This window comes from Micrococcus sp. MS-ASIII-49 (assembly GCF_000946635.1).
In the GTDB taxonomy this organism is placed as follows: Bacteria; Actinomycetota; Actinomycetes; order Actinomycetales; family Micrococcaceae; genus Micrococcus; species Micrococcus luteus.
In genome coordinates this window covers 14,572-35,271 of record NZ_JXSP01000130.1, presented here as the reverse complement: position 1 = coordinate 35,271, position 20,700 = coordinate 14,572, and the positions used below count along the sequence as shown (strand labels likewise).

Sequence of the window (20,700 nt, the reverse complement as noted above, 5' to 3'; positions counted from 1 at the left end):
GGGGGTCGGCGGCCACGGCGGCGAGCCGGGCGGCTTCGGCCCGGGCCGCGGCGGCCGCCTCGAGGACGGCGGCCAGCGCGGCCATCTCCTCCGGCTCCAACTCCGGGCCGCTGAGCTGCAGCGGGTCGGCCGGCGCCGGCGTGGCCTGCGTGGACTCGTCGTTCTCGTCCGGGGTGCCCGGACCCAGCGGGGCGCTCACAGCGGCATGTTCCCGTGCTTCTTGGCGGGGCGGGCCTCGCGCTTGTGCAGGGTGGCGCGCAGGGCGCGGATGAGCTGGCCGCGGGTGGCGTGCGGGGGCACCACGGCGTCCACGTAGCCCAGCTCGGCGGCCTGGTACGGGTTGAGCAGCTCGGCCTCGTAGTCGGCCACGATCTCGGCCCGGCGCGCGTCGACGTCGCCGCCCGCCTCCGCCGTCGCCTTCAGGTCGCGCCGGTACAGGATGTTCACGGCGCCCTGGGCGCCCATCACGCCGATCTGGGCGCTCGGCCAGGCCAGGTTCAGGTCCGCGCCGAGCTTCTTGGAGCCCATCACGATGTACGCGCCGCCGAAGGCCTTGCGCGTGATCACGGTCAGCTTCGGCACGGTGGCCTCGGCGTAGGCGTAGATCAGCTTGGCGCCGCGGCGGATGATGCCGTTGAACTCCTGGTCCGTGCCGGGCAGGAACCCGGGCACGTCCACGAGGGTGATGATCGGGATGTTGAACGCGTCGCAGAAGCGCACGAACCGCGCGGCCTTCTCCGAGGCGGCGATGTCCAGGGTGCCGGCGAACTGCATCGGCTGGTTCGCGACGACGCCCACGCTCATGCCGTCCAGGCGGGCCAGGCCGGTGATCACGTTGGGCGCGTACAGCTCCTGCAGCTGCAGCAGGTGGCCCTCGTCCACGATCGAGGCGATGACCTCGAGCATGTCGTAGGGCTGGTTGGCGGAGTCCGGGACGATCTCGTCCAGGGCGAGGTCCTCGTCCGTGGGCTCCGGGTCCGCGGCCTCGAAGGTCGGGGCCTCCGCGAGGTTGTTGGAGGGCAGCAGCTCGAGCAGCTCCTGCACGTAGGCGATCGCGTCCTCCTCCGAGGAGGCCATGTAGTGGGCGGTGCCGGAGGTGGCGTTGTGCGAGCGGGCGCCGCCGAGGGTCTCCATGTCCACATCCTCGCCCGTGACGGTCTTGATCACGTCCGGGCCGGTGATGAACATGTGCGAGGTCCGGTCCACCATCACCACGACGTCCGTCAGCGCCGGCGAATAGGCCGCGCCGCCGGCGGAGGGGCCCATGATCAGCGAGATCTGCGGGATCATGCCCGAGGCCAGGACGTTGTTCCGGAAGATGTCCGCGAACTGGGCGAGGGAGGCCACGCCCTCCTGGATGCGCGCGCCGCCGCCGTCGAGGATGCCGATCACGGGGCAGCCGTTGCGCGCGGCGAACTCCTGGACCTTCACGATCTTCTGCCCGTTGCGCTCGGACAGCGAGCCGCCGAACACGGTGAAGTCCTGCGAGTAGACGGCCACCTGGCGCCCGTCCACGGTGCCGAAGCCGGACACCAGGCCGTCGCCGGCCGGGTGCTTGGCGTCCATGCCGAACGCGGTGGTGCGGTGCACGGCCAGCGCGTCCAGCTCCACGAAGGAGCCCTCGTCCAGGAGGAGGTCGATCCGCTCGCGCGCGGTGTGCTTGCCGCGAGCGTGCTGGCGCTCGACGGCGTCCGGGCCGCCGGGCGCGGCCGTCGCCTCGAGCCGCCGATGCAGGTCGGCCAGCCGGCCGGCCGTGGTGGTCAGGTCGGGATCGGTCACACGTCCTCCTTGTGGTGGTCCGCCAGATGCGGAGGCTCAGTCGGCCAGTGTACGGGCCACCGCGGACGCCCACGGTTGGAGGAAGCCCACAAACGGCGAGGACGTCGGCCCGGACTGCCCGTCCGCGCGCCCCGGCGGCGGATCGGCCCGCCCAGCCCGCCCCCGGGAACGCCGTGTATATCTAGGGGCATGCAGCCCGACGACGCCCCCACACCGGATCTGACCTGGCTGGACTCCGCCGGCTCCACGCAGGATGAGCTCCTCGCACGGTTGGACCGCGAGGGGCACCGGCACGGTGCGGCCGTGGCCACCGCGGACCAGCGGGCCGGCCGGGGTCGGCACTCCCGCGTGTGGAGCGCCGCGCCGGGGGCGGCGCTCGCCCTGTCCGTGTACCTGCGTCCCGAGTCCGGCGGGGTGCCGGTCTCTCCGGCCCACCTGAGCTGGCTCTCGCTCGTCGCCTCCGCCACGGTCGCCGAGCGCCTCGCGGCCCGGGGCGTCCCGACGCACGTGAAGTGGCCGAACGACGTGCTCGCCACGGACGGGCGCAAGCTGTGCGGCGTGCTGGCCACGGTGGCGCTGTCCTCGGATGGCAAGGGGCCCGGCGTCGCCGTCGGGATGGGCGTGAACCTGGACCACCACGGGGCCGCCCCGGTGGACACCGCCACGGACCTGGCGGAGTGGATCGGCGCGGACGCCGTGCCCGCGCCCCGGGACCTCGCGGTCGAGCTGCGGGACGCCGTCGTGGCGGCCGTGGTCCGCTTCGCCGCGGGCGTGGCGGGGCAGACGGCGCCCGTGGACGGGCGTCACCCCGCCGTGGCGGCCGTGGCGGACCGGCTCTCCACGCTGGGCCGCGCGGTGCGCGCCGAGCTGCCCGGCGGCGGCGTGCTGGAAGGCACGGCCGTGGGCCTCGGCCCGGGCGGCACCCTGCGGGTGAGGCACGTCACACCGGACCGTGGCACAATCGAGACCGAGGTCAGTGCGGGGGACGTGGCCCACCTGCGTGGAGACGTCCATCGCGGCGCATGACACATCCGTCCCGGTCAGGAGGTGACCGCCGTGCGACTCGAGCCCGGTGAGCAGGTGATGGTGCGCACCCGCACCCACCCGCGCGCGCTGCTGCGCCCCGCCGCGGTCCTCGTGGCCGTCGCGTTCCTGCTCGGCCTGGCCGTCGGCGTGCTCGCACGCCCCGACCTGCCCGGGATCGTCGCCGCGAACCGCGCCGTGCTCGAGGCGGTCGCGTGGGTGGTCGCGGCGCTCGTCCTGCTCCCCGGCACCGTCCGCCCGCTGTGGCGCTGGGTCTTCCGGCGCACCGTGGTCACCGACCGCCGCATCCTCCAGCGCGCCGGCGTCGGCGGGTCCGGGGCCGCCATGCCGCTCGTGTCCATCGCCGACGTGCAGCGGCGCCGCCGCGGCTCGGGCGCCGGAGACCTGCACATCCTCTTCCAGGAACCCGCCCGCCAGGTCCACTGGCGGCTGCGTGACGTCCCCGAGGCCGCGCGCTTCGAGGAGGCCCTGGCTCACCTGACCCGCCAGGCCCGCGCCGCGACCTGGCCCGCCCCCGTCCCGACAGGAGACCTCCGATGAGCCGTCCGGAGACACCGGACACCGCACCGCTGCCGATCGTCCCGCCGGCCGAGGACACGACCGCCCGCGACGCCGAGGCACGGCCCGCCGGCTGGACGAGCGCGATGCGCACGCTCGACGCCGGCCTGGTGGTGGGCCCGCGCGCCTACACCTCGCGGGAGGTGGCGCAGCGCCTCGGCGTCTCGATGGCCTCCGCCCGGAAGATCTGGCGTGCGCTGGGCTATCCGACGTCGCCGGAGGGGCACAAGGCCTTCACCGAGGCGGACATCGAGGCGTTCGAGTCCGTGCTCACGCTCGTGCGCTCGGGGACGCTGAACGAGGACACCGCCATCTCGCTGGCCCGCTCGATCGGGCAGATGACGGACCGCATGGTGGTGTGGCAGATCGAGGCGCTCGTGGAGGACAAGATCGCCTCCGAGGACCTGACGGACCCGGAGGCGCGGCGGGCCGTCGTCGACATGCTCCCGGACATGGTCGGACCGCTCGAGAAGGCCATGCGGATCGTCTACCGGCGCCAGCTCAACCGCGCCGTGCAGCGCCTGACCGTGCGCGTGGAGGCCGGGCTGGCGGCCAGCGCCCAGGGCCGCGACGGCTCCGAGTCGGATGCGCCGCTGCCGCTGGCCCGCGCCGTCGGCTTCGCGGACATGGTCTCCTACACGACGCTCTCCCGGACCATGGACGACCGGACGCTGGCCCGCATGGTGCTGCGCTTCGAGTCCCTCGCCGCGGAGACCATCTCGGCCGGCGGCGGCTGGCTCGTGAAGACCATCGGCGACGAGGTCATGTTCAACGCCGAGACCCCCGAGGCCGGCGCCGCGATCGCGCTCTCCCTGGCCGAGACCATCGCCGCGGACGAGGAGCTGCCCTCGGCGCGCGTCGCCCTGACATGGGGACGGGTGCTCTCCCGCATGGGGGACATCTACGGGCCCACCGTGAACCTCGCCGCGCGGCTGACGTCCCTGGCCGATCCGGGTACCGTGCTCGTGGACGCCATGACCGCTGCGGCCCTGTCCCGGGACGAGCGCTTCGTGCTCGTCCCGCAGCCGCCCAGGATCGTCCGCGGGTTCGGAGAGGTCCGCCCCTCCCTGCTCTTGGACGGGTCGGCCCAGACCCTGCTCGCCGACTGATCGAGGACCCCGTGGACCCCCGCCCCGAGACCCCGTCCGCGCCGCGGCCCCAGGCCGCGGGCGCCACCCACGTGGGCGCCGTCCGCGACCTGAACGAGGACGCGTGGACCCTCGTCGGGGAGCCGCTGGTGCTCGCCGCCGTGGCCGACGGCATGGGCGGGCACGAGGCCGGCGAGGTGGCCTCGGCCGCCGCGATCGAGACCCTGCGCCGCCGCGCCCCCGAGGTGCTCGCCCCGGGCACGGCCCACACGCCCCAGGAGCTCGGCCACCTGATCCACGAGGCGGACGCCGCCGTCGTCGAGGCCGGGCTGGGGCGCTCCGGCACCACCCTGACCGTCCTGGCCTGCCTGGACACGGAGCGCGGCCGCTGGGCTGTGGCCAACGTCGGCGACTCCCGGGTGTACCTGCGGCCCGTCGGCTCGCCGGTGCTCCAGCAGCTCACGGTGGACCACTCGGCGGTCCAGATGCTCGTCGACGCGGGGGAGCTCACCCCCGCCGAGGCCCGCGTCCATCCCCGCCGCAACGTCATCACCCGCGCGCTCGGCTCGCGCGAGGCGCTCACGGTGGACGTGGCCGAGATCCCCCTCGCCTCCGGGGACCTCGTGCTGCTGTGCAGCGACGGCCTGACCGGCGAGCTGCTGGACGAGGAGATCCGCGCGCTGATCGACGACGCCGACACCCTCGAGGACGCCCTCGAGAAGCTCATCGGCGCCGCCCTGTGGCGCGGCGGCCGGGACAACATCACGGCGGTGCTCGTGCGCATCCCCTGACCCGGGTGCGCCGTCCGGGACGCCGACTACGCTGGGCCGGGTGAGCACCCCCAAGGAATCCGCCGCCCAGCCCGATCCGCAGGACATCCCCGCCGCGGACCTGCGGGAGGAGTACGAGGACCTCGTGGAGCGGGTCCGCGCCGCCCGGACCGCCTACTACCAGCGGGACGCCCCGGAGATCTCGGACGCCGAGTACGACGCGCTGTACCGCCGCCTCGAGGACCTCGAGGCCCTGCACCCCGAGCTCGTGGCCAACGACTCGCCCACCCAGGAGGTCGGCGGCGAGGTCTCGGAGGCGTTCGCCCCCGTCCGGCACGGGGCCCGCATGTACTCGCTCGAGGACCTGTTCTCCATCGAGGAGCTCGAGGTCTGGTTCCGCCGCGCGGCGCAGGCCCTGACGCAGGTGCGACCGGGCGTGGCGCCCCGCTGGCTCGTGGAGGTGAAGATCGACGGGCTCGCCGTCGCCCTGCGCTACCGGGACGGGCGGCTCGTGCAGGCCGCCACCCGCGGCGACGGCGTCACGGGCGAGGACGTCACCGCCAACGTGCGCACCATCGGGGACATCCCGCACGAGCTCTCCGGCGAGGGCTGGCCCGCCGAGTTCGAGGTGCGCGGCGAGGTGTTCATGTCCTCCGCCGCCTTCGCCGAGCTCAACGCGCGTCGTGCCGAGGAGGGTCAGACGCCGTTCGCGAACCCGCGCAACGCCGCCGCCGGCGCCCTGCGTCAGAAGGACCCGGCCGTCACCGCGCAGCGCCCGCTGGCCATGTTCGTGCACGGCATCGGCTCGGTCGAGGCGTTCGGACTGGAGTCCCAGCACGAGGTGTACGACGCGCTCGCGGGCTGGGGCCTGCCCGTGAGCCCCTACACCCGCGTGGTGGAGGGTGCGGACGAGGAGGCGTTGGCCGCCGTCGTCGCGGTGATCGAGGAGTACGGCCGGCGCCGGCACGAGCTGATCCACGAGATCGACGGCATCGTGGTGAAGGCGGACGCGTTCGCGGACCAGCGCTACCTCGGCCACACCTCCCGCGTGCCCCGCTGGGCGGCGGCGTACAAGTACCCGCCGGAGGAGGTGCACACGCTGCTGCGGGACATCGCGGTCTCGGTGGGCCGCACCGGTCGGGTGACCCCGTTCGCGGTGTTGGAGCCGGTCACCGTGGCCGGGTCCACCGTCTCTCTGGCCACCCTGCACAACCAGGACGTGGTCAAGGCCAAGGGCGTGCTGATCGGGGACACCGTGGTGGTGCGCAAGGCCGGGGACGTGATCCCCGAGGTCGTGGGCCCCGTGCTGCCGCTGCGCGAGAAGGCGATCGAGGCGGGCCGGGAGCTGCGCGAGTTCGTCATGCCCGCGCACTGCCCCTCGTGCGGCACGCCGCTGGCCCCGGCCAAGGAGGGGGACGTGGACCTGCGCTGCCCCAACGCCCGCTCCTGCCCGGCCCAGCTGGCCGGCCGCGTCGAGCACCTGGCCAGCCGCGGCGCCTTCGACGTGGAGGCGCTCGGCGAGGAGGCCGCCCGCTGGCTCGTCCAGGGCCCCGGCGAGGACCCGGCCGAGCACGAGGGGCAGGTGCGCCCCGAGGGTCCCGGCCCCATCACGGCGGAGGCGCAGATCTTCGACCTCGCCTCCGGCACGCCGGAGGAGATCACCGGCCCCCGCGGCGAGGACGGGCTGACGGACCTGCAGCGCTCCCTCGGCGAGGTCCGCGTGTGGCGCGAGGGCCGTACGAAGGTGGACGGCCGCATGGTGCCCTCGGGCGTGTTCACGCTCAAGCCGTACTTCTTCACCGCCGGCACCGCGAAGAAGCCGTCCGCGCCCACGGCCAACACGCTCCGCCTGTTCGACGAGCTCGAGAAGGCCAAGTCCCAGCCGCTGTGGCGCACCCTCGTGGCGCTGTCCATCCGGCACGTGGGCCCGACGGCGGCCCGCTCGCTGGCCACGGCGTTCGGTTCGATGGCGGCGCTGCGCGCGGCGGCCGAGGCCGGCGACCGGGACCGGCTGGCCGAGATCGACGGCGTCGGCCCGATCATCGCGGACGCGCTCATCGAGTGGTTCGCCGAGGACTGGCACCGGGAGATCGTGGACCGCTGGGCTGCGGCGGGCGTGGTCATGGAGGACGAGCAGGACGAGTCCACCCCGCGCACGCTCGAGGGCCTGACCGTGGTGGTCACCGGCTCGCTCGAGGGCTTCTCCCGCGACTCCGCGAAGGAGGCGATCCTCGTGCGCGGCGGCAGGGCCTCCGGGTCCGTGTCCAAGAAGACCGACTTCCTGGTGGCCGGCGAGGCCGCCGGCTCCAAGCTGGACAAGGCGCAGTCCCTCGGCGTGCCCGTGCTGGACGAGGCCGGGTTCACGGCGCTGCTGGCCGGTGGCCCGGACGCCGTGCGCCCGGCGGGCACGGACGACGCCACCGACGACGCCGCAGAGGGGGAGGCCTCGGCATGAGCGCGCGCACCACGGTCCCGGGCCTGCTCGTGGTCGCCAAGGCCGCCGCGCGCGCTGGCGCGGACGTCCTGGCCCGGCGCTGGACCGGTCACCACCCGGCCGTCCCGCTGGGCATCGAGGAGATCGGCGCGCAGACGAAGTCCTCCGGCTCCGACTGGGTCACCGACTACGACCGCCGCGCCGAGCAGGCCGTCCGGGAGGTCGTCGCCGGCTACCGCCCCTCGGACGAGATCACCGGCGAGGAGTACGGCGCCACCCGTCCGGCCGAGCCGTCCGGGTACCGCTGGTCCATCGACCCGCTGGATGGCACCACGAACTTCGTGCGCGGGCTTCCGCAGTTCTGCACCTCGGTGGCCGTCACCGGCCCGGTGGACGCCGAGACCGCCGACCTGCTGGGGGTGGCCGAGGGCACCGAACGCTGGCTGGCCGGCGTCGTGGCGGCGCCCGCGCTGGGGCGCACCTGGTACGCGAGCGCGGGCCGGGGCGCCTTCAGCACCGCGGACGCGACGACGGCGGGCGTGGACCTGCCCGACCGCGATGCCGCCCCCGTGCGGCTCACCGGTCCCCTGCCCGGACGCTCGGGGCGACTGCTCGCCACCGGCTTCGGCTACGACCCCGCCCGCCGGGCCCTGCAGGTGCGGGCGCTCGCGGCCCTGCTGCCCGCGTTCGGGGACGTGCGACGGATCGGCTCGGCGGCGCTGGACCTGTGCATGGTCGCCGACGGCACCCTGGACGCGTACGCCGAGTTCGGCACGCAGGAGTACGACTGGGCCGCCGGCGCGTTGGTGGCGGAGGAGGCCGGCGTCGCGGTGACGCGGCCCGCCTCGGCGGACGGCACGGCACATCCTGACTGGATGGTGGCCGGCGACGTGGACGGGTCCGCCCTGGCCGCCGTGACGGGGGAGAGGGCATGAGGCGGATCGTCGGAGACCCGTGGTTCTACCCGGTCCTGTTCGTGGCCGGCGGACTGACGTTCATGATCGCGGGGACGCGCCTGCAGCAGGTCGGCATGATCGTGGCCGGGCTCGTCCTGGCCGGCTACGCGGTCACGTACCGGTGGGCGGTCCGGGTCCGCTCGCGGCCGTTCGCCGGCGCGCAGGCGCACGTCGAGCGCGGCGGCGTCGTCGTGTTCTGGCGGCCGGGCTGTTCGTTCACGAGGCGGCTGGTCACGGAACTGACGGCGCAGGAGCGGGAGCGCGCCTACTGGGTGAACATCTGGCAGGAGCCGGCGGCCGCGACGTTCCTCGAAGGGCTGCACGAGGCGCGCGACGGCCACCCCCACCAGGCCGTGCCCACCGCCTGGCTGCGTCGGCGCGACTACGTCGTGGCCACGGACGCGACCCGCGCCCGCCTGAAGGACACGCTGCGCCAGCGCGCCGGAGGTGACGCATGAGCGCCCTCGTCCGCCCGCTGCGCCCCGAGGACCACGAGGCGGTCGCCGAGCTCACCCTGGCGTCCTATGTCGACGGCGGCCACATCGCCCCCGACGACGCCTACGTGAAGACCCTCATGGACGTGGCCGACCGGGCCGGCCGCGCGGAGGTGCTCGTGGCCGAGGTCGACGGCGAGGTGGCCGGGTCCGTGGTGCTCACCCCGCCCGGCTCGCCCCTGGCCGAGACCTCCGGCGACGGGGAGTACGAGTTCCGCATGCTCGCCGTGCACCCGCGGTTCCACCGCCGCGGGGTGGGCGGCGCCCTGCTGGCCGAGATCGTGGCGCGGGCCCGCGCCGAGGAGGGCGTGGACGCCGTCGTGCTGACCACCATGCCCTCCATGACCGGCGCCCACCGGATGTACGAGCGCGCCGGCTTCGTGCGCGTCCCGGAGCGGGACTGGCTCCTCGCGGACGTGGTGCCGGACCTCGACCCGGCCGACGAGACCGGCCCGTTCCTCGTCTACCGGCTCGCGCTGGACTGACCCCGGGCGGGACATCGGCACCGGGACCCCATTCGGGGCGGGAAATCCCTGTCATGCGGGCCCGGAGCGCCGCGGTGGGGTGGATCTCCCGCCTCGAAGCGGTGGCGGCGGCCGGGCAGGCCCCGGCACTAGACTCGATTCCGATGTGGCCGCCGCCGCGCCGGCGTCGTCCACCCCGCCCCGACCCGTCACACGAGGAGATCCATGCCTGAGATCACCCGGGATCAGGTGGAGCATCTGGCTCGCCTGGCCCACATCCGGATGACCGACGAGGAGCTGGACACGATGTCCGGCGACCTGGAGAAGATCCTGGAGCACGTCTCCGCGGTCCAGGCCGCCGCGGGCGACGACGTGACGCCGACGTCCCACCCCATCGCGTTGGAGAACGTGTTCCGCGAGGACGTGCCGGCCGGCATGCTCACGCAGGAGGAGGCCCTCGACCAGGCGCCGGACTCCGAGGACGGCCAGTTCAAGGTCCCCGCCATCCTGGACGGAGAGTGATCACCCCCATGACCGAGACGTTCGACGTGAACGCGACCCTCGGCGCCGACGAGCTCGTCCGGCTCACCGCGCTGCAGATGGCCGAGCGCCTGCGCGCCGGCACCACCACCTCCGTGGAGCTCGTCCAGGCCCACCTGGACCGCATCGCCGCCCACGACGGCGACGTGCGCGCCGACGCCGCCGGCGACCGCGGCGTGCGCGCCTACCTCCACGTGAACACGGACGAGGCCCTCGCCGTCGCCGCCGAGGTGGACGCGATCCGTGCCGCCGGCGGCCCCGAGGCCGACGCCCTGCACCCGCTGGCCGGCGTGCCCGTGGCCGTGAAGGACAACATCGTCACGCGCGGCCAGCCGACCACGGCCGCCTCCCGCATGCTCGAGGGCTGGCTCAGCCCGTACGACGCCACGGTGGTGGCCCGCCTCCGCGAGGCCCGCCTGCCGATCCTCGGCAAGACCAACCTCGACGAGTTCGCGATGGGCGGCTCCACCGAGCACTCCGCGTTCGGCATCACCCGCAACCCGTGGGACGGGGACCGGGTGCCCGGCGGCTCGGGCGGCGGGTCGGCGGCCGCCGTCGCCGCCTTCCTGGCCCCCTTCGCCCTCGGCTCGGACACCGGCGGCTCCGTGCGTGAGCCCGCCGCGTTCACCGGCACGGTCGGCGTGAAGCCCACCTACGGCGCGGTCTCCCGCTACGGCCTCATCGCCATGGCCTCCTCGCTGGACCAGATCGGCCCCGCCGCCCGCACCGTGGCCGACACCGCGGCGCTGCAGCAGGTCATCGCCGGCCACGACCCGCAGGACTCCACGTCCCTGGCCGACGAGCCGGCGGACCTGACCGGCGCGGCCCGCGGCCGCGACCTGGCGGGGCTGCGCGTCGGCGTCGTGACGGACCTGCCGGCGGACGCGTTCCACCCGGGCATCCGGGCCGGCTTCGACGAGCACGTCGCGGCCCTGCGTGAGGCCGGCGCGGAGATCGTGGAGGTCTCCTGCCCCAGCTTCGACGCCGCCCTCGGGGCGTACTACCTGATCATGCCCTCGGAGGCCTCCTCCAACCTGGCCCGCTTCGACGGCGTCCGCTACGGCCACCGCGTGGTGCCCGACGGCGGCGGCACGATCGAGCAGGTCATGGGCGCCACCCGCGCCGCCGGGTTCGGCGCCGAGGTCAAGCGGCGCATCATCCTGGGCACCTACGCGCTCTCCGCCGGTTACTACGACGCCTACTACGGCTCCGCGCAGAAGGTCCGCACGCTCGTGCAGCAGGACTTCGCCCGCGCCTTCGAGCGGGTGGACGTCCTCCTCACGCCCACCGCGCCGACCCCGGCGTTCGAGCTGGGCGCCAAGACGGACGACCCGATGACCATGTACGTCAACGACCTGGCCACCATCCCGGCCAACCTCGCCGGCGTCCCGGGCATGTCCGTGCCGGGCGGCGTCGTCGACGGGCTGCCCTACGGCCTGCAGCTGATGGCGCCCGCGCGCGAGGACGCCCGCCTGTACGAGGCCGGCGCCGCGCTCGAACGCCTCGTCGGGGAGCGCCGGGGCGGGCCGGTGTGGGCCGAGGCCCCCGAGCTGGAGAAGGGCGCGCAGCGCGCCACCACCGCGACCACGGCAGGAGGCCGGGCATGAGCCACGCAGAGCAGACCATGGACTTCGCGGAGGCGATGGAGCGCTTCGACCCCGTGCTGGGCTTCGAGGTGCACGTGGAGCTGAACACCGCCACGAAGATCTTCTCCTCGGCGCCCAACGCGTTCGGCGACGAGCCGAACACCAACGTGACCCCGCTCGACCTCGGCCTGCCCGGCACCCTGCCGGTGCTCAACCGCGAGGTCGTGGAGTACGCGATCCGCCTGGGCGTGGCCCTGGACGCGCAGGTCGCCGAGACCTGCCGGTTCGCGCGGAAGAACTACTTCTACCCGGACACGCCGAAGAACTTCCAGACCTCCCAGTACGACGAGCCGATCGTCTTCGACGGCCACCTGGACGTCGAGTTGGAGGACGGTGAGGTCTTCCGCGTGGAGATCGAGCGCGCGCACCTCGAGGACGACGCCGGCAAGCTCACCCACGTGGGCGGCTCCGGGCGGATCCAGGGCGCCTCCGCGTCCCTCGTCGACTACAACCGTGCGGGCGTGCCGCTCATCGAGATCGTCACCAAGCCGATCGTCGGCGCCGGTGCGCGGGCCCCCGAGCTGGCCCGCGCCTACGTCACCGCGATCCGGGACATCGTGCAGGCCATCGACATCTCCGACGCGCGGATGGAGCGCGGCAACGTCCGCTGCGACGCGAACGTCTCGCTGATGCCCAAGGGCGCCACCGAGTTCGGCACCCGCACCGAGACGAAGAACGTGAACTCCACGCGCGCCGTGCAGCACGCGGTCACCCACGAGATCCAGCGCCAGGCCGCGGTGCTCGCCGCGGGCGGCACCGTGACGCAGGAGACCCGCCACTGGCACGAGGACACCCGCAGCACCACCTCGGGCCGCCCGAAGTCGGACGCGGACGACTACCGGTACTTCCCCGAGCCGGACCTCGTGCCCGTGCACGTGGACGCCGCGTGGGTCGAGCGCGTGCGCGCGGCCATGCCCGAGCTGCCGGCCGTGCGGAACAAGCGGCTCAAGGCCGAGTGGGGCTTCTCGGACGAGGAGTTCCGCGACGTCGTCAACGCCGGCGTCCTGGACGAGATCGTCGCGACCGTGGAGGCCGGCGCCTCCGCGGCGGCCGCCCGCAAGTGGTGGATGGGCGAGATCGCCCGCCTGGCGAACGCCCGCGAGGTCGCCGTCGCCGAGCTGGGGATCACCCCGGCACACGTGGTGGAGGTCGAGGAGCTGATCACCGCGAAGACGATCAACGACAAGATCGCCAAGCAGGTGCTCGGCCTGGTGGCCGACGGCGAGGGCGCCCCGAAGGATGTCGTCTCGGCGAAGGGCCTGGCCGTGGTGTCCGACGACGGCGCGCTCACGGAGGCCATCGACGCCGCGATCGCCGCCAACCCGGACGTGGCCGAGAAGATCAAGGGCGGCAAGATGGCCGCCGTCGGCGCCCTCATCGGCCCGGTCATGAAGGCCACCCGCGGGCAGGCCGACGCCGGCCGCGTCCGCGAGATCGTCCTGGAGCGCCTGGGCGTGTCCTGACGACCGCGCGGGCCCTCAGCTGTCCAGGGCGGTGAGGGCTCGCGCCACGCGGGGCAGGGTCTTGCGCAGCAGGCGCCGCCAGGACCCCGCGGCCAGCCCGCCGACGATCGCGTCCCGGGCCGCCGCGTCGTCGAGCGTCTCCAGGGCCATCGCCCCGAGCCACACGCGGGCCCGGCGCGCCTCGGCCGCGTCCCGGGCCAGGTCGGGCACCTTCTCCTCGCCGTGCCACAGCGCCAGGTAGGCGACGTTGAGGGCGGGGTCCCACGCGCACGCGAGGTCCCAGTCCAGCACCCCGGCCAGCGCCCAGCGCAGCGGGGCGCGCGGGTCCTCGTCCTCGGGCACGGCGCGCCAGCGCATGTTGTGCCCGGCCAGGTCGCCGTGCACGAGCGACGGCGGCACGGGCGGCGCGGCGGTCCACGTCGTCACCGTGTCCGCGAGGGCGGCCACCGCGTCCGGCCACGCCTCGGCGCCCAGCCGCGTGTCGACGTCGTGGCCCTCCCACGCGCCCAGGCGCGCGGCGACCGCCCCCGGCAGCGCCGCGACGTGCCGGGCGCGCTCCGGCGTCCACGGGCCGCGGAAGGCGAACGGGCGGCCGAGGTGCGGGGCGATCCGCGGGTCGGTGACGTCCACGGCGGCGAGGTCGTCGAGGACGCCGCGCAGCACGTCCGGATCGCCTTCGTGCGGCGGGTGCGGGCCGCCCGGGAGGAAGCGCTGCAGCACCGCGGCGCCCGGGCCCGCGGAGACGGGATCCGAGAGGGCGACCGGGACGGCCCACGGCACGCGGCGCTCGGCCAGGGCCGCGGCGAGTCCGTCGAGGAGGGCCAGGCGCCGGGGCAGGTGCGCCGCGGGGTCCCGCTCGGGCGCCCACCGCGCGGCCGGGGCGGCCCCCACCTCGTGGGCCCGCGTCATCCGGAGGACGCCGACGTCCTCGAGCACGAGCACGCGGTGGAACTGCCCGCCCTCCTCCACGGACGCCGCGGCCCAGTCGGCTGTGCGGAGCCGGCGGGCGAGAGCGGGGTCGAGGCCGGGGCGGAGGTGCTGCAGGGCGCGGTGGACCAGCTCGAGCTCGCTGGGGGCAGGCGGGGAGACCACACGACCACGCTAACCCTCCCGCCGCCCGCCTCCCGGACTTTCGAACGCGATATCGGGGGAATGGGGACTTTCGAACGGGAGATAGGCCCCACCTCACGTTCGAAAGCGCCCGGGGGCAGAGGGGCGGCGGATACTGGGGGCATGCCCGCCACCCCGCGCACGTCCCGCTCCCCGGCCGTCCCGGCCGTCCGACCCGCCCCCGCGCTGCCCGCCCCCTCGGCGCGCACGGTGCGGTGGGAGATCGCGATCGTCCTCGGCCTCTCCCTGGGGAAGTCGGCGGTCTACGCGATCGTCCAGCTCATCGACAAGGCCACCCAGGCCCCGCTGGGGGAGCAGACCACCGTCCTCAACCCGGCCCTGGCCGACCGCTGGGCCTTCGACCTGACCTATCAGCTGCTCGGCATCGGGTTCGCGCTCGTGCCGGTGGCCCTCGTGCTGCACCTGATGCACCTGCGCGGCCGGAACCCGTTCCGGGTGCTCGGCCTCGACCTGCGCCGCCCCGGCCGCGACCTGGCCTGGGGCCTGGGCCTGTTCGCGGCCATCGGGTTGGGCACGCTCGGCGTCTACGCCGCCGGCCGGGCCCTGGGCCTCACGACGGCGATCGTCGGCTCGGCGCTCGGGGAGAGCTGGTACCAGGTGCCGGTCCTGCTGCTCTCCGCGCTGCGGCACGGACTGCTGGAGGAGGTCATCGTGGGCGCCTGGCTCGTCGACCGGCTCGGGTATCTGCAGCGGCTGCGCGCCGCGGGCCTGGCGCACGATCCGGCGCCGGCCGTGCCGTCGTCGTGGGTGAGCGCCGAGGGGCTGTACCTGCCGACCCGCGCGGCCGTCGTGGTGCTCGCCCTCGCGCTGCTGCGCGGGGCGTACCACCTGTACCAGGGGATCGGGCCGGGCGTGGGCAACGCCCTGATGGGCGTGGTGTTCGCGCTCGTGTTCCTGCGGGTGCGCCGGGTGATGCCGCTGGTCATCGCGCACGCGCTGCTGGACGCCGTCGGGTTCCTCGGCTACCCGCTGCTGGCGCGGGCGGGGCTGCTCGGCTGAGCGGCCCCGCCTCCGCGCTCAGAGCGTGACCTCGCCCTTCGGGGTGCGGAAGGTGACCGAGACGATGCCCGGGGTGCCGGAGGGCGCGACGTACTCGATGTTCACGTCCTGGACCTGGCCGTCCTCGTCGTCGCCGAGCCACTCGGCGAGGCGCTCGGGGGAGCCGGCGATGTTCAGGCGCTCGATGGTGGCCTGCGGCTCGGCCGCCTGCGAGGGGTGCATGTCCTCCTGACCGTCGGCCCAGCGCAGGATGAACGGCAGCTGCGGGTCCGCGAGGGTTCCCTTGACGCCGATCTGCCGCCAGGACAGCTCCCGGCCGTCCGGGAAGCGACGGTTGCCGGGGACGGCCTCACGGCCGAGGCGGCGCTCGAACCGGCCGATGTCCGTGGTGGCCACCGCCCAGCTCATCCAGCCGCCGCCCTGCTCGGTGCGGGCGCGCACGAGCTGGCCGAACGGCGCGCTGAGGGAGGCCGGGTGGTCCAGGGCCTCGACGACCTCCAGATACTGCCTGCCCGCCATGGGGAACAGGGCGTTCTGCGTGCCGAAGCGGGGGTGGACACCGCCCTTGATCCGCTCGATGCCCAGCGTCTCGGCGATGCGGGCGACCGTGGCGTCCAGGCCCTCGGGGCCGGCGGCGTAGGACACGTGGTCCATGCGACAGGTGTGCACTGCGCTGTTCCTCTCCGTTCCCGGGCTGCCCCGGGGGTTGACCTGGTGCGAGTCGCGGGGCGTCGAGCCCTTGACGGGTCGGGCGCCCCGTGCGGAGAGCGTATCCGCGGGTGACACGCGTGACGAAATCGTGGCGGGGCGGCGGGCTACACTCGGAGGCACGGTCACGAGAGTCAGCAACAGGCCCCGGCATGCTGACCGGCAACCCTCCTTCCGCGGTGGGGTGCCCCGGGTGACGACCAGGCCGGCCCCACAACGGACGCCGGCAAGCGCGGGCCGATCCCACGGCCCCTCTCGACGGCGCCGGGTCATCTCCGGCACCTCGACGACGCCGGTTCCCGGATCGGCACGTCGGCCGGCGGGCGGGGCGGCCGGGTCCGGCCCCTGAACCCCTCAGGAGGGTCCGCCATGACCGACCAGACCACCCCGACCCCCGACGCCTGGGGCTTCTCCACCGCGCAGGTCCACGCAGGCGTCGCCGTCGGCCAGCACGCCTTCGGTGCGACCGCCCTGCCGATCTTCCAGACCACCTCGTACGACTTCCCGTCCGCCCAGGTGGCCGCGGACCGGTTCGCGCTCAAGGACCTCGACCCGCTCTACACCCGCATCGGCAACCCGACGCAGGGCCCGGTGGAGGAGAAGATCGCCGCGCTCGAGGGCGGTGTGGGCGCGCTGCTGCTGGCCTCCGGTCAGGCGGCGACGACGTTCGCGATCCTCAACCTCGCCGGCGCCGGCGACCACGTGGTCGCCTCGGCCAGCCTCTACGGCGGCACGCAGAACCTGTTCAAGCACACCCTCGCCAAGGTCGGCGTCGAGACGACGTTCGTGACCGACCCGGACGACCTCGAGTCCTGGCGCGCCGCCGTCCGGCCGAACACCACGGCGTTCTTCGGCGAGACCCTCGGCAACCCGCGCGGGGACGTCCTGGACGTGCGCGCCGTCGCCGACGCCGCCCACGAGGCCGGCGTGCCGCTGATCGTGGACAACACGCTGGCCACCCCGTACCTGCTGCGGCCCATCGAGCACGGCGCCGACGTCGTCACCCACTCCGCCACGAAGTACCTCGGCGGGCACGCCGCGGCCATCGCGGGCGTGATCGTCGACGCCGGCACGTTCGACTACGCGCAGCACGCCGAGCGGTACCCCGGCTTCAACGAGCCGGACGAGTCCTACCACGGCCTCGTCTACGCGCGGGACCTCGGGGTGGGCTCGCCGCTCGGCGCCAACCTGGCCTTCATCCTCAAGGCGCGCGTGCAGCTGCTGCGCGACTACGGCTCGGCCATCTCCCCGTTCAACGCGTTCCTGGTGAACCTCGGCCTGGAGACCCTGTCCCTGCGCATGGAGCGGCAGGTGGCCAACGCGGCCGCGGTGGCGCGCTGGCTGGAGGGTCGCGACGACGCCGAGCACGTGGTCTACGCCGGCCTGGAGTCCAGCCCGTGGCACGAGCGGGCCCAGCGCTACCTGCCGAAGGGCGCGGGCGCGTTCGTCTCCTTCGAGATCGCGGGCGGCCGCGAGGCCGGGGCCGCGTTCGTGGACGGGCTCACCCTGCACCACCACGTGGCCAACATCGGCGACGTCCGCTCGCTCGTGGTGCACCCGGCCTCCACCACCCACTCCCAGCTCACCGACGACGAGCAGCGCGCCGCCGGCGTCACCCCCGGCCTGGTGCGGCTCTCGCTCGGCGTGGAGGACATCGAGGACATCCTCGCCGACCTCGAACGCGGCTTCGCGGCCGCCGCCCGCCGCGGCGACGACGACGCGGGGGAGCGGGCATGACCGCCGTCGCCACGCGTCCGTCGCGCACCGCGCTGCCCCGCGGCGGCCGCCACCGCCTGCGGGTCGGCGAGCTGCACACCGAGACCGGCGGGCTGCTGCCCGACGTCGAGCTGACCTACGAGACCTGGGGCACCCTCGCCGCCGACGGCTCCAACGCCGTGCTCGTGCTGCACGCCCTCACCGGCGACGCGCACGTGGCCGCGCACGAGGAGGACCCGACGCCGGGCTGGTGGGACGCCCTCGTCGGCCCGGGCCGCGCCGTGGACACGGACCGGTGGTTCGTGGTCGCCCCCGCCATGATCGGCGGCTGCCACGGCTCCACCGGGCCCTCGACGCCCGCGCCCGACGGGCGGCCCTGGGGCTCCCGGTTCCCGTTCCTCACGCTGCGGGACGCGGTCGAGGCCGAGCGGCGCCTGGCCGACCACCTCGGGATCGGCGCCTGGCGTGCCGTGATCGGCGGATCGATGGGCGGGGCTCGCGCCCTCGAGTGGGCCGCGACCCACCCCGCGCGCGTCGCCGGGGTGGGCGTGCTGGCCGCCACCGCGGCCTCCTCCGCCGACCAGATCGCGTGGGGGCAGGCGCAGACCGCGGCCATCCGCCTCGACCCGGACTTCCAGGGCGGCGACTACTACCCCGGCCCCGGCCCCGTGGCCGGCCTGGGCATCGCCCGGCGCATCGCCCACACCACCTACCGCACGGCGGGCGAGCTCGGCCAGCGGTTCGGCCGGGAACCGCAGGGCGTCGAGGACCCGTTCGGCGCCGTCGTCGGGGTGCCGGGCGGGCGCGGGCGCTACGCCGTGGAGTCCTACCTGGACCACCAGGCGGCCAAGCTCACCGACCGGTTCGACGCGAACTCCTACCTCGTGGTCACCGAGGCCCTCATGGGCCACGACGTCGGGCGGGGGCGCGGCGGCGTGGCGGCGGCGCTCGCGGACTACCGGGGCCGGGCGTTCGTGGCCGCCGTCGACTCGGACCGGCTCTACCTGCCGGCCGAGTCCGAGGCGCTCGCGGCGGCGCTGCCCGCGCGGCCGCCGGTGCACACGATCGCCTCGCCCATCGGCCACGACGGCTTCCTCACCGAATACGGCCAGGTGGCCGACACGCTCAAGCGCACCCTCGCCCTCTGAGCTTTCGTTCGGGAAACGGCGGCGTGTCGCGGCACTGTCGTTCGGGAAACGGCCACCGGTCCCCGCCGGCCGGGCTCAGGGCTCGACGATGTCCAGCGGCTCGGTGTGGTCCGAGCCCTGCGGCATCGGCGCGCCGAAGAGCGGCTCGGGGACGGGGCGCTTGGCCGTGACGCCGTCGCCGGAGGAGACGCCGCGGAGGCGGCGGACCACCCACGGCGCCAGGTGCGTGCGCACCCATGCGGCGTCCGACGCGCGGGCCGCGCGCCACGTGCGCGGCGCCGGCGGGGAGAGGCGCAGGTGCTCGAGGCCGTGCTCCACGCCGAGGGTGTCCAGCACCATCGCGGCGATCGTGTGGTGGCCGAGCGCAGAGAAGTGCAGGCGGTCCTCGGCCCACATCTCCCGCCGGGCGAGGTCCTTGAGCGACCACATGTCCGGCACCAGCGCGTCGTGCCGCAGCGCGATGGTGCGCACGTTCTCGTTGTAGATCGCCACGGTGCCGCGGATGCGGCCGATGACGGGCGTGCCCTTCACGTCGGTCGCGTTGAACAGCAGCACGGTGGCGCCGTCGGAGGCCAGACGCTCGACGACGGCGTCCAACCGGACCGCGATCTCGTCCGGGTCCGCGCCGCGCAGGATGTCGTTGCCGCCCGCGCAGACGCTGATGAGGTCCGGCCGCAGGGCGAGCGCCGGCTCCACCTGGTCCTCGGCGATCTGGTCCAGCAGCTTCCCGCGGACCGCCAGGTTGGCGTAGGCCAGGTCCTCGCCGGGCGGCGTCAGGCGGGAGAGCTCCTCGGCCAGGCGGTCGGCCCAGCCGCGGTGGTAGCCGGGACGGTCCGGGTCCGGGTCGCCGATGCCCTCGGAGAACGAGTCCCCGATGGCGACGTAGCGGCGCCACGGATGGGCGGCGGGGTCGTCGACCGGGGTCGCGTCGGAGGCGTGCGGAGGCTGGGAGGAGGATGGGTTATCCACGGGTAGGATTCTGCCCACGTCGCGCGGGAGGGGTCAACCTCCGGGAGGGGCCGACCGTGCCGCTCGCTAGGCTGGCGGACGTGAACGCGAACCCCACCCCCGCCGTCGAGCCCGTCGTCCGCTGGTCCCGCCCCGAGGGCGAGCGCACCGAGGACCTGCTGATCGTCCTGCACGGCTACGGCGCGAACGAGGACGACCTGTTCGGCCTCGTCCCGCACCTGCCCGAGCACGTCACGGTGGCCGCCGTCCGCGCGCCCCTGCCCCTGCAGCCGGGCTCCCACGCCTGGTTCCCGCTCTCCCAGGACCCCGTCACGGGCGAGCTGGGCTCCACCGCCGAGCCGGTCCGCGAGGCCGTCGAGGCCCTGCACGCCTGGGTGCAGGCGGTGCGCGGGGACTTCCGCACCGTCTCCCTGCTCGGCTTCTCGCAGGGCATGGCGATGGCCACGTCGCTGCTGCGCCTGGACCCGGAGGCCTACGCGTGCACCGTGGCGCTGTCCGGCTTCGTGGTGGACCCGGAGCTCACCGAGCCGCGGCTGCGCGAGCTGTTCACCCGCGACGACGACGTCGCCCGCGTCCGACCGAAGGTCTTCTGGGGCCGCGGCCAGGAGGACCCGATCATCTCCGAGCCCCGGGTCGAGGAGACCCATGCCTGGCTGAACGCCCACGTGGACCTCATGAAGATCGTCTACGCCGGGCTCGGCCACGCGATCAACGAGCAGGAGCTGGGCCACGTGAAGGAGTACCTCGCCCACATGGTGCCGCCCCGCGGCTGACGCACCGGACACGCTCGACG

At 74.7% G+C, this 20,700-nt stretch carries 20 protein-coding genes and 1 riboswitch; of the genes, 15 read left to right on the top strand and 5 right to left on the bottom strand.

Translation table 11 applies throughout. From position 1 onward, the window contains the following. The coding region (locus SJ20_RS09245) for a hypothetical protein (RefSeq protein WP_044659703.1) at window positions 1-199 on the bottom strand (199 nt) is incomplete at its 3' end. After that, a complete protein-coding gene (locus SJ20_RS09240; protein ID WP_044659702.1) occupies window positions 196-1,779 on the bottom strand; it encodes an acyl-CoA carboxylase subunit beta in 1,584 nt (527 codons plus the stop codon). The genes SJ20_RS09245 and SJ20_RS09240, both read right to left, overlap by 4 nt. 189 nt (window positions 1,780-1,968) lie before the next feature. Between SJ20_RS09240 and SJ20_RS09235 the strand changes: the two genes are divergently transcribed. From SJ20_RS09235 to gatB, 11 genes are all read left to right on the top strand, one after another. Next, window positions 1,969-2,805 carry a biotin--[acetyl-CoA-carboxylase] ligase gene (locus tag SJ20_RS09235; protein WP_044659701.1) on the top strand — a complete coding sequence of 279 codons (837 nt, stop codon included), beginning with the start codon at window positions 1,969-1,971 and terminating at the stop codon, window positions 2,803-2,805. A 21-nt stretch (window positions 2,806-2,826) separates the two neighbouring features. Next, window positions 2,827-3,363 carry a PH domain-containing protein gene (locus SJ20_RS09230; RefSeq protein WP_235281291.1) on the top strand — a complete coding sequence of 179 codons (537 nt, stop codon included), beginning with the start codon at window positions 2,827-2,829 and terminating at the stop codon, window positions 3,361-3,363. Then, on the top strand, window positions 3,360-4,490 hold the full coding sequence (locus SJ20_RS09225; RefSeq protein ID WP_044659700.1) for an adenylate/guanylate cyclase domain-containing protein: 1,131 nt from the start codon (window positions 3,360-3,362) through the stop codon (window positions 4,488-4,490). The genes SJ20_RS09230 and SJ20_RS09225 overlap by 4 nt, the downstream gene beginning before the upstream one ends. An 11-nt stretch (window positions 4,491-4,501) precedes the next feature. Beyond that, window positions 4,502-5,260: a PP2C family serine/threonine-protein phosphatase gene (locus SJ20_RS09220; RefSeq protein ID WP_041103543.1), complete on the top strand. Its 759-nt coding sequence runs from the start codon at window positions 4,502-4,504 to the stop codon at window positions 5,258-5,260. 40 nt (window positions 5,261-5,300) lie between these two features. After that, window positions 5,301-7,694 carry an NAD-dependent DNA ligase LigA gene (ligA, locus tag SJ20_RS09215; protein ID WP_044659699.1) on the top strand — a complete coding sequence of 798 codons (2,394 nt, stop codon included), beginning with the start codon at window positions 5,301-5,303 and terminating at the stop codon, window positions 7,692-7,694. After that, a complete protein-coding gene (locus tag SJ20_RS09210) occupies window positions 7,691-8,608 on the top strand; it encodes an inositol monophosphatase family protein (protein WP_020625516.1) in 918 nt (305 codons plus the stop codon). The genes ligA and SJ20_RS09210 overlap by 4 nt, the downstream gene beginning before the upstream one ends. Continuing rightward, on the top strand, window positions 8,605-9,087 hold the full coding sequence (locus tag SJ20_RS09205; RefSeq protein WP_044659698.1) for a hypothetical protein: 483 nt from the start codon (window positions 8,605-8,607) through the stop codon (window positions 9,085-9,087). The genes SJ20_RS09210 and SJ20_RS09205 overlap by 4 nt, the downstream gene beginning before the upstream one ends. Then, entirely contained in the window at window positions 9,084-9,608 is a 525-nt protein-coding gene (locus tag SJ20_RS09200) for a GNAT family N-acetyltransferase (protein ID WP_002854352.1), read from the top strand. The genes SJ20_RS09205 and SJ20_RS09200 overlap by 4 nt, the downstream gene beginning before the upstream one ends. Before the next feature lie 204 nt (window positions 9,609-9,812). After that, window positions 9,813-10,109: an Asp-tRNA(Asn)/Glu-tRNA(Gln) amidotransferase subunit GatC gene (gene gatC / locus SJ20_RS09195; protein WP_002854348.1), complete on the top strand. Its 297-nt coding sequence runs from the start codon at window positions 9,813-9,815 to the stop codon at window positions 10,107-10,109. A gap of 8 nt (window positions 10,110-10,117) precedes the next feature. Continuing rightward, a complete protein-coding gene (gene gatA, locus SJ20_RS09190; protein ID WP_200891088.1) occupies window positions 10,118-11,734 on the top strand; it encodes an Asp-tRNA(Asn)/Glu-tRNA(Gln) amidotransferase subunit GatA in 1,617 nt (538 codons plus the stop codon). Then, window positions 11,731-13,236, top strand: coding sequence for an Asp-tRNA(Asn)/Glu-tRNA(Gln) amidotransferase subunit GatB (gatB, locus tag SJ20_RS09185; protein WP_044659696.1), 1,506 nt, complete (start codon window positions 11,731-11,733; stop codon window positions 13,234-13,236). The genes gatA and gatB overlap by 4 nt, the downstream gene beginning before the upstream one ends. A gap of 15 nt (window positions 13,237-13,251) precedes the next feature. On the opposite strand, the gene SJ20_RS09180 is transcribed toward gatB, so the two are convergent. Further along, on the bottom strand, window positions 13,252-14,328 hold the full coding sequence (locus SJ20_RS09180; protein ID WP_044659695.1) for a phosphotransferase: 1,077 nt from the start codon (window positions 14,326-14,328) through the stop codon (window positions 13,252-13,254). Between the two features lie 141 nt (window positions 14,329-14,469). Between SJ20_RS09180 and SJ20_RS09175 the strand changes: the two genes are divergently transcribed. After that, entirely contained in the window at window positions 14,470-15,366 is an 897-nt protein-coding gene (locus SJ20_RS09175; protein WP_082067626.1) for a CPBP family intramembrane glutamic endopeptidase, read from the top strand. Window positions 15,367-15,384: 18 nt separating this feature from the next. On the opposite strand, the gene SJ20_RS09170 is transcribed toward SJ20_RS09175, so the two are convergent. Next, window positions 15,385-16,020 (bottom strand): VOC family protein, encoded by a 636-nt coding sequence (locus SJ20_RS09170; RefSeq protein WP_078025700.1) that lies wholly within the window; start codon window positions 16,018-16,020, stop codon window positions 15,385-15,387. 177 nt (window positions 16,021-16,197) lie between these two features. Further along, window positions 16,198-16,313, top strand: a riboswitch (SAM riboswitch). 130 nt (window positions 16,314-16,443) lie between these two features. On the opposite strand from SJ20_RS09170, the gene SJ20_RS09165 reads away from it, so the two are divergent. Together SJ20_RS09165 and SJ20_RS09160 are read left to right on the top strand one after the other, a co-directional pair. Continuing rightward, window positions 16,444-17,811 carry an O-acetylhomoserine aminocarboxypropyltransferase/cysteine synthase family protein gene (locus SJ20_RS09165; RefSeq protein WP_044659694.1) on the top strand — a complete coding sequence of 456 codons (1,368 nt, stop codon included), beginning with the start codon at window positions 16,444-16,446 and terminating at the stop codon, window positions 17,809-17,811. Beyond that, window positions 17,808-18,938: a homoserine O-acetyltransferase gene (locus tag SJ20_RS09160; RefSeq protein WP_044659693.1), complete on the top strand. Its 1,131-nt coding sequence runs from the start codon at window positions 17,808-17,810 to the stop codon at window positions 18,936-18,938. Before SJ20_RS09165 ends, SJ20_RS09160 begins: the two co-directional genes overlap by 4 nt. A 75-nt stretch (window positions 18,939-19,013) precedes the next feature. On the opposite strand, the gene SJ20_RS09155 is transcribed toward SJ20_RS09160, so the two are convergent. After that, on the bottom strand, window positions 19,014-19,907 hold the full coding sequence (locus SJ20_RS09155; RefSeq protein WP_044659692.1) for an SGNH/GDSL hydrolase family protein: 894 nt from the start codon (window positions 19,905-19,907) through the stop codon (window positions 19,014-19,016). Window positions 19,908-19,987: 80 nt separating this feature from the next. Between SJ20_RS09155 and SJ20_RS09150 the strand changes: the two genes are divergently transcribed. Continuing rightward, window positions 19,988-20,680, top strand: a complete 693-nt coding sequence (locus tag SJ20_RS09150) for an alpha/beta hydrolase (protein ID WP_036340883.1) — start codon at window positions 19,988-19,990, stop codon at window positions 20,678-20,680. Window positions 20,681-20,700: the final 20 nt, after the last annotated feature.

Excerpts from the sequence above, each read along its gene's own strand:
- SJ20_RS09205 (WP_044659698.1), top strand. The coding sequence starts at position 8,605 with ATGAGGCGGATCGTCGGAGACCCGTGGTTCTACCCGGTCCTGTTCGTG.
- gatB (WP_044659696.1), top strand. The coding sequence starts at position 11,731 with ATGAGCCACGCAGAGCAGACCATGGACTTCGCGGAGGCGATGGAGCGC.
- gatC (WP_002854348.1), top strand. The coding sequence starts at position 9,813 with ATGCCTGAGATCACCCGGGATCAGGTGGAGCATCTGGCTCGCCTGGCC.
- SJ20_RS09210 (WP_020625516.1), top strand. The coding sequence starts at position 7,691 with ATGAGCGCGCGCACCACGGTCCCGGGCCTGCTCGTGGTCGCCAAGGCC.
- SJ20_RS09165 (WP_044659694.1), top strand. The coding sequence starts at position 16,444 with ATGACCGACCAGACCACCCCGACCCCCGACGCCTGGGGCTTCTCCACC.
- SJ20_RS09225 (WP_044659700.1), top strand. The coding sequence starts at position 3,360 with ATGAGCCGTCCGGAGACACCGGACACCGCACCGCTGCCGATCGTCCCG.
- SJ20_RS09175 (WP_082067626.1), top strand. The coding sequence starts at position 14,470 with ATGCCCGCCACCCCGCGCACGTCCCGCTCCCCGGCCGTCCCGGCCGTC.
- gatA (WP_200891088.1), top strand. The coding sequence starts at position 10,118 with ATGACCGAGACGTTCGACGTGAACGCGACCCTCGGCGCCGACGAGCTC.
- SJ20_RS09235 (WP_044659701.1), top strand. The coding sequence starts at position 1,969 with ATGCAGCCCGACGACGCCCCCACACCGGATCTGACCTGGCTGGACTCC.
- SJ20_RS09170 (WP_078025700.1), bottom strand. The coding sequence starts at position 16,020 with ATGGACCACGTGTCCTACGCCGCCGGCCCCGAGGGCCTGGACGCCACG.
- SJ20_RS09200 (WP_002854352.1), top strand. The coding sequence starts at position 9,084 with ATGAGCGCCCTCGTCCGCCCGCTGCGCCCCGAGGACCACGAGGCGGTC.
- SJ20_RS09160 (WP_044659693.1), top strand. The coding sequence starts at position 17,808 with ATGACCGCCGTCGCCACGCGTCCGTCGCGCACCGCGCTGCCCCGCGGC.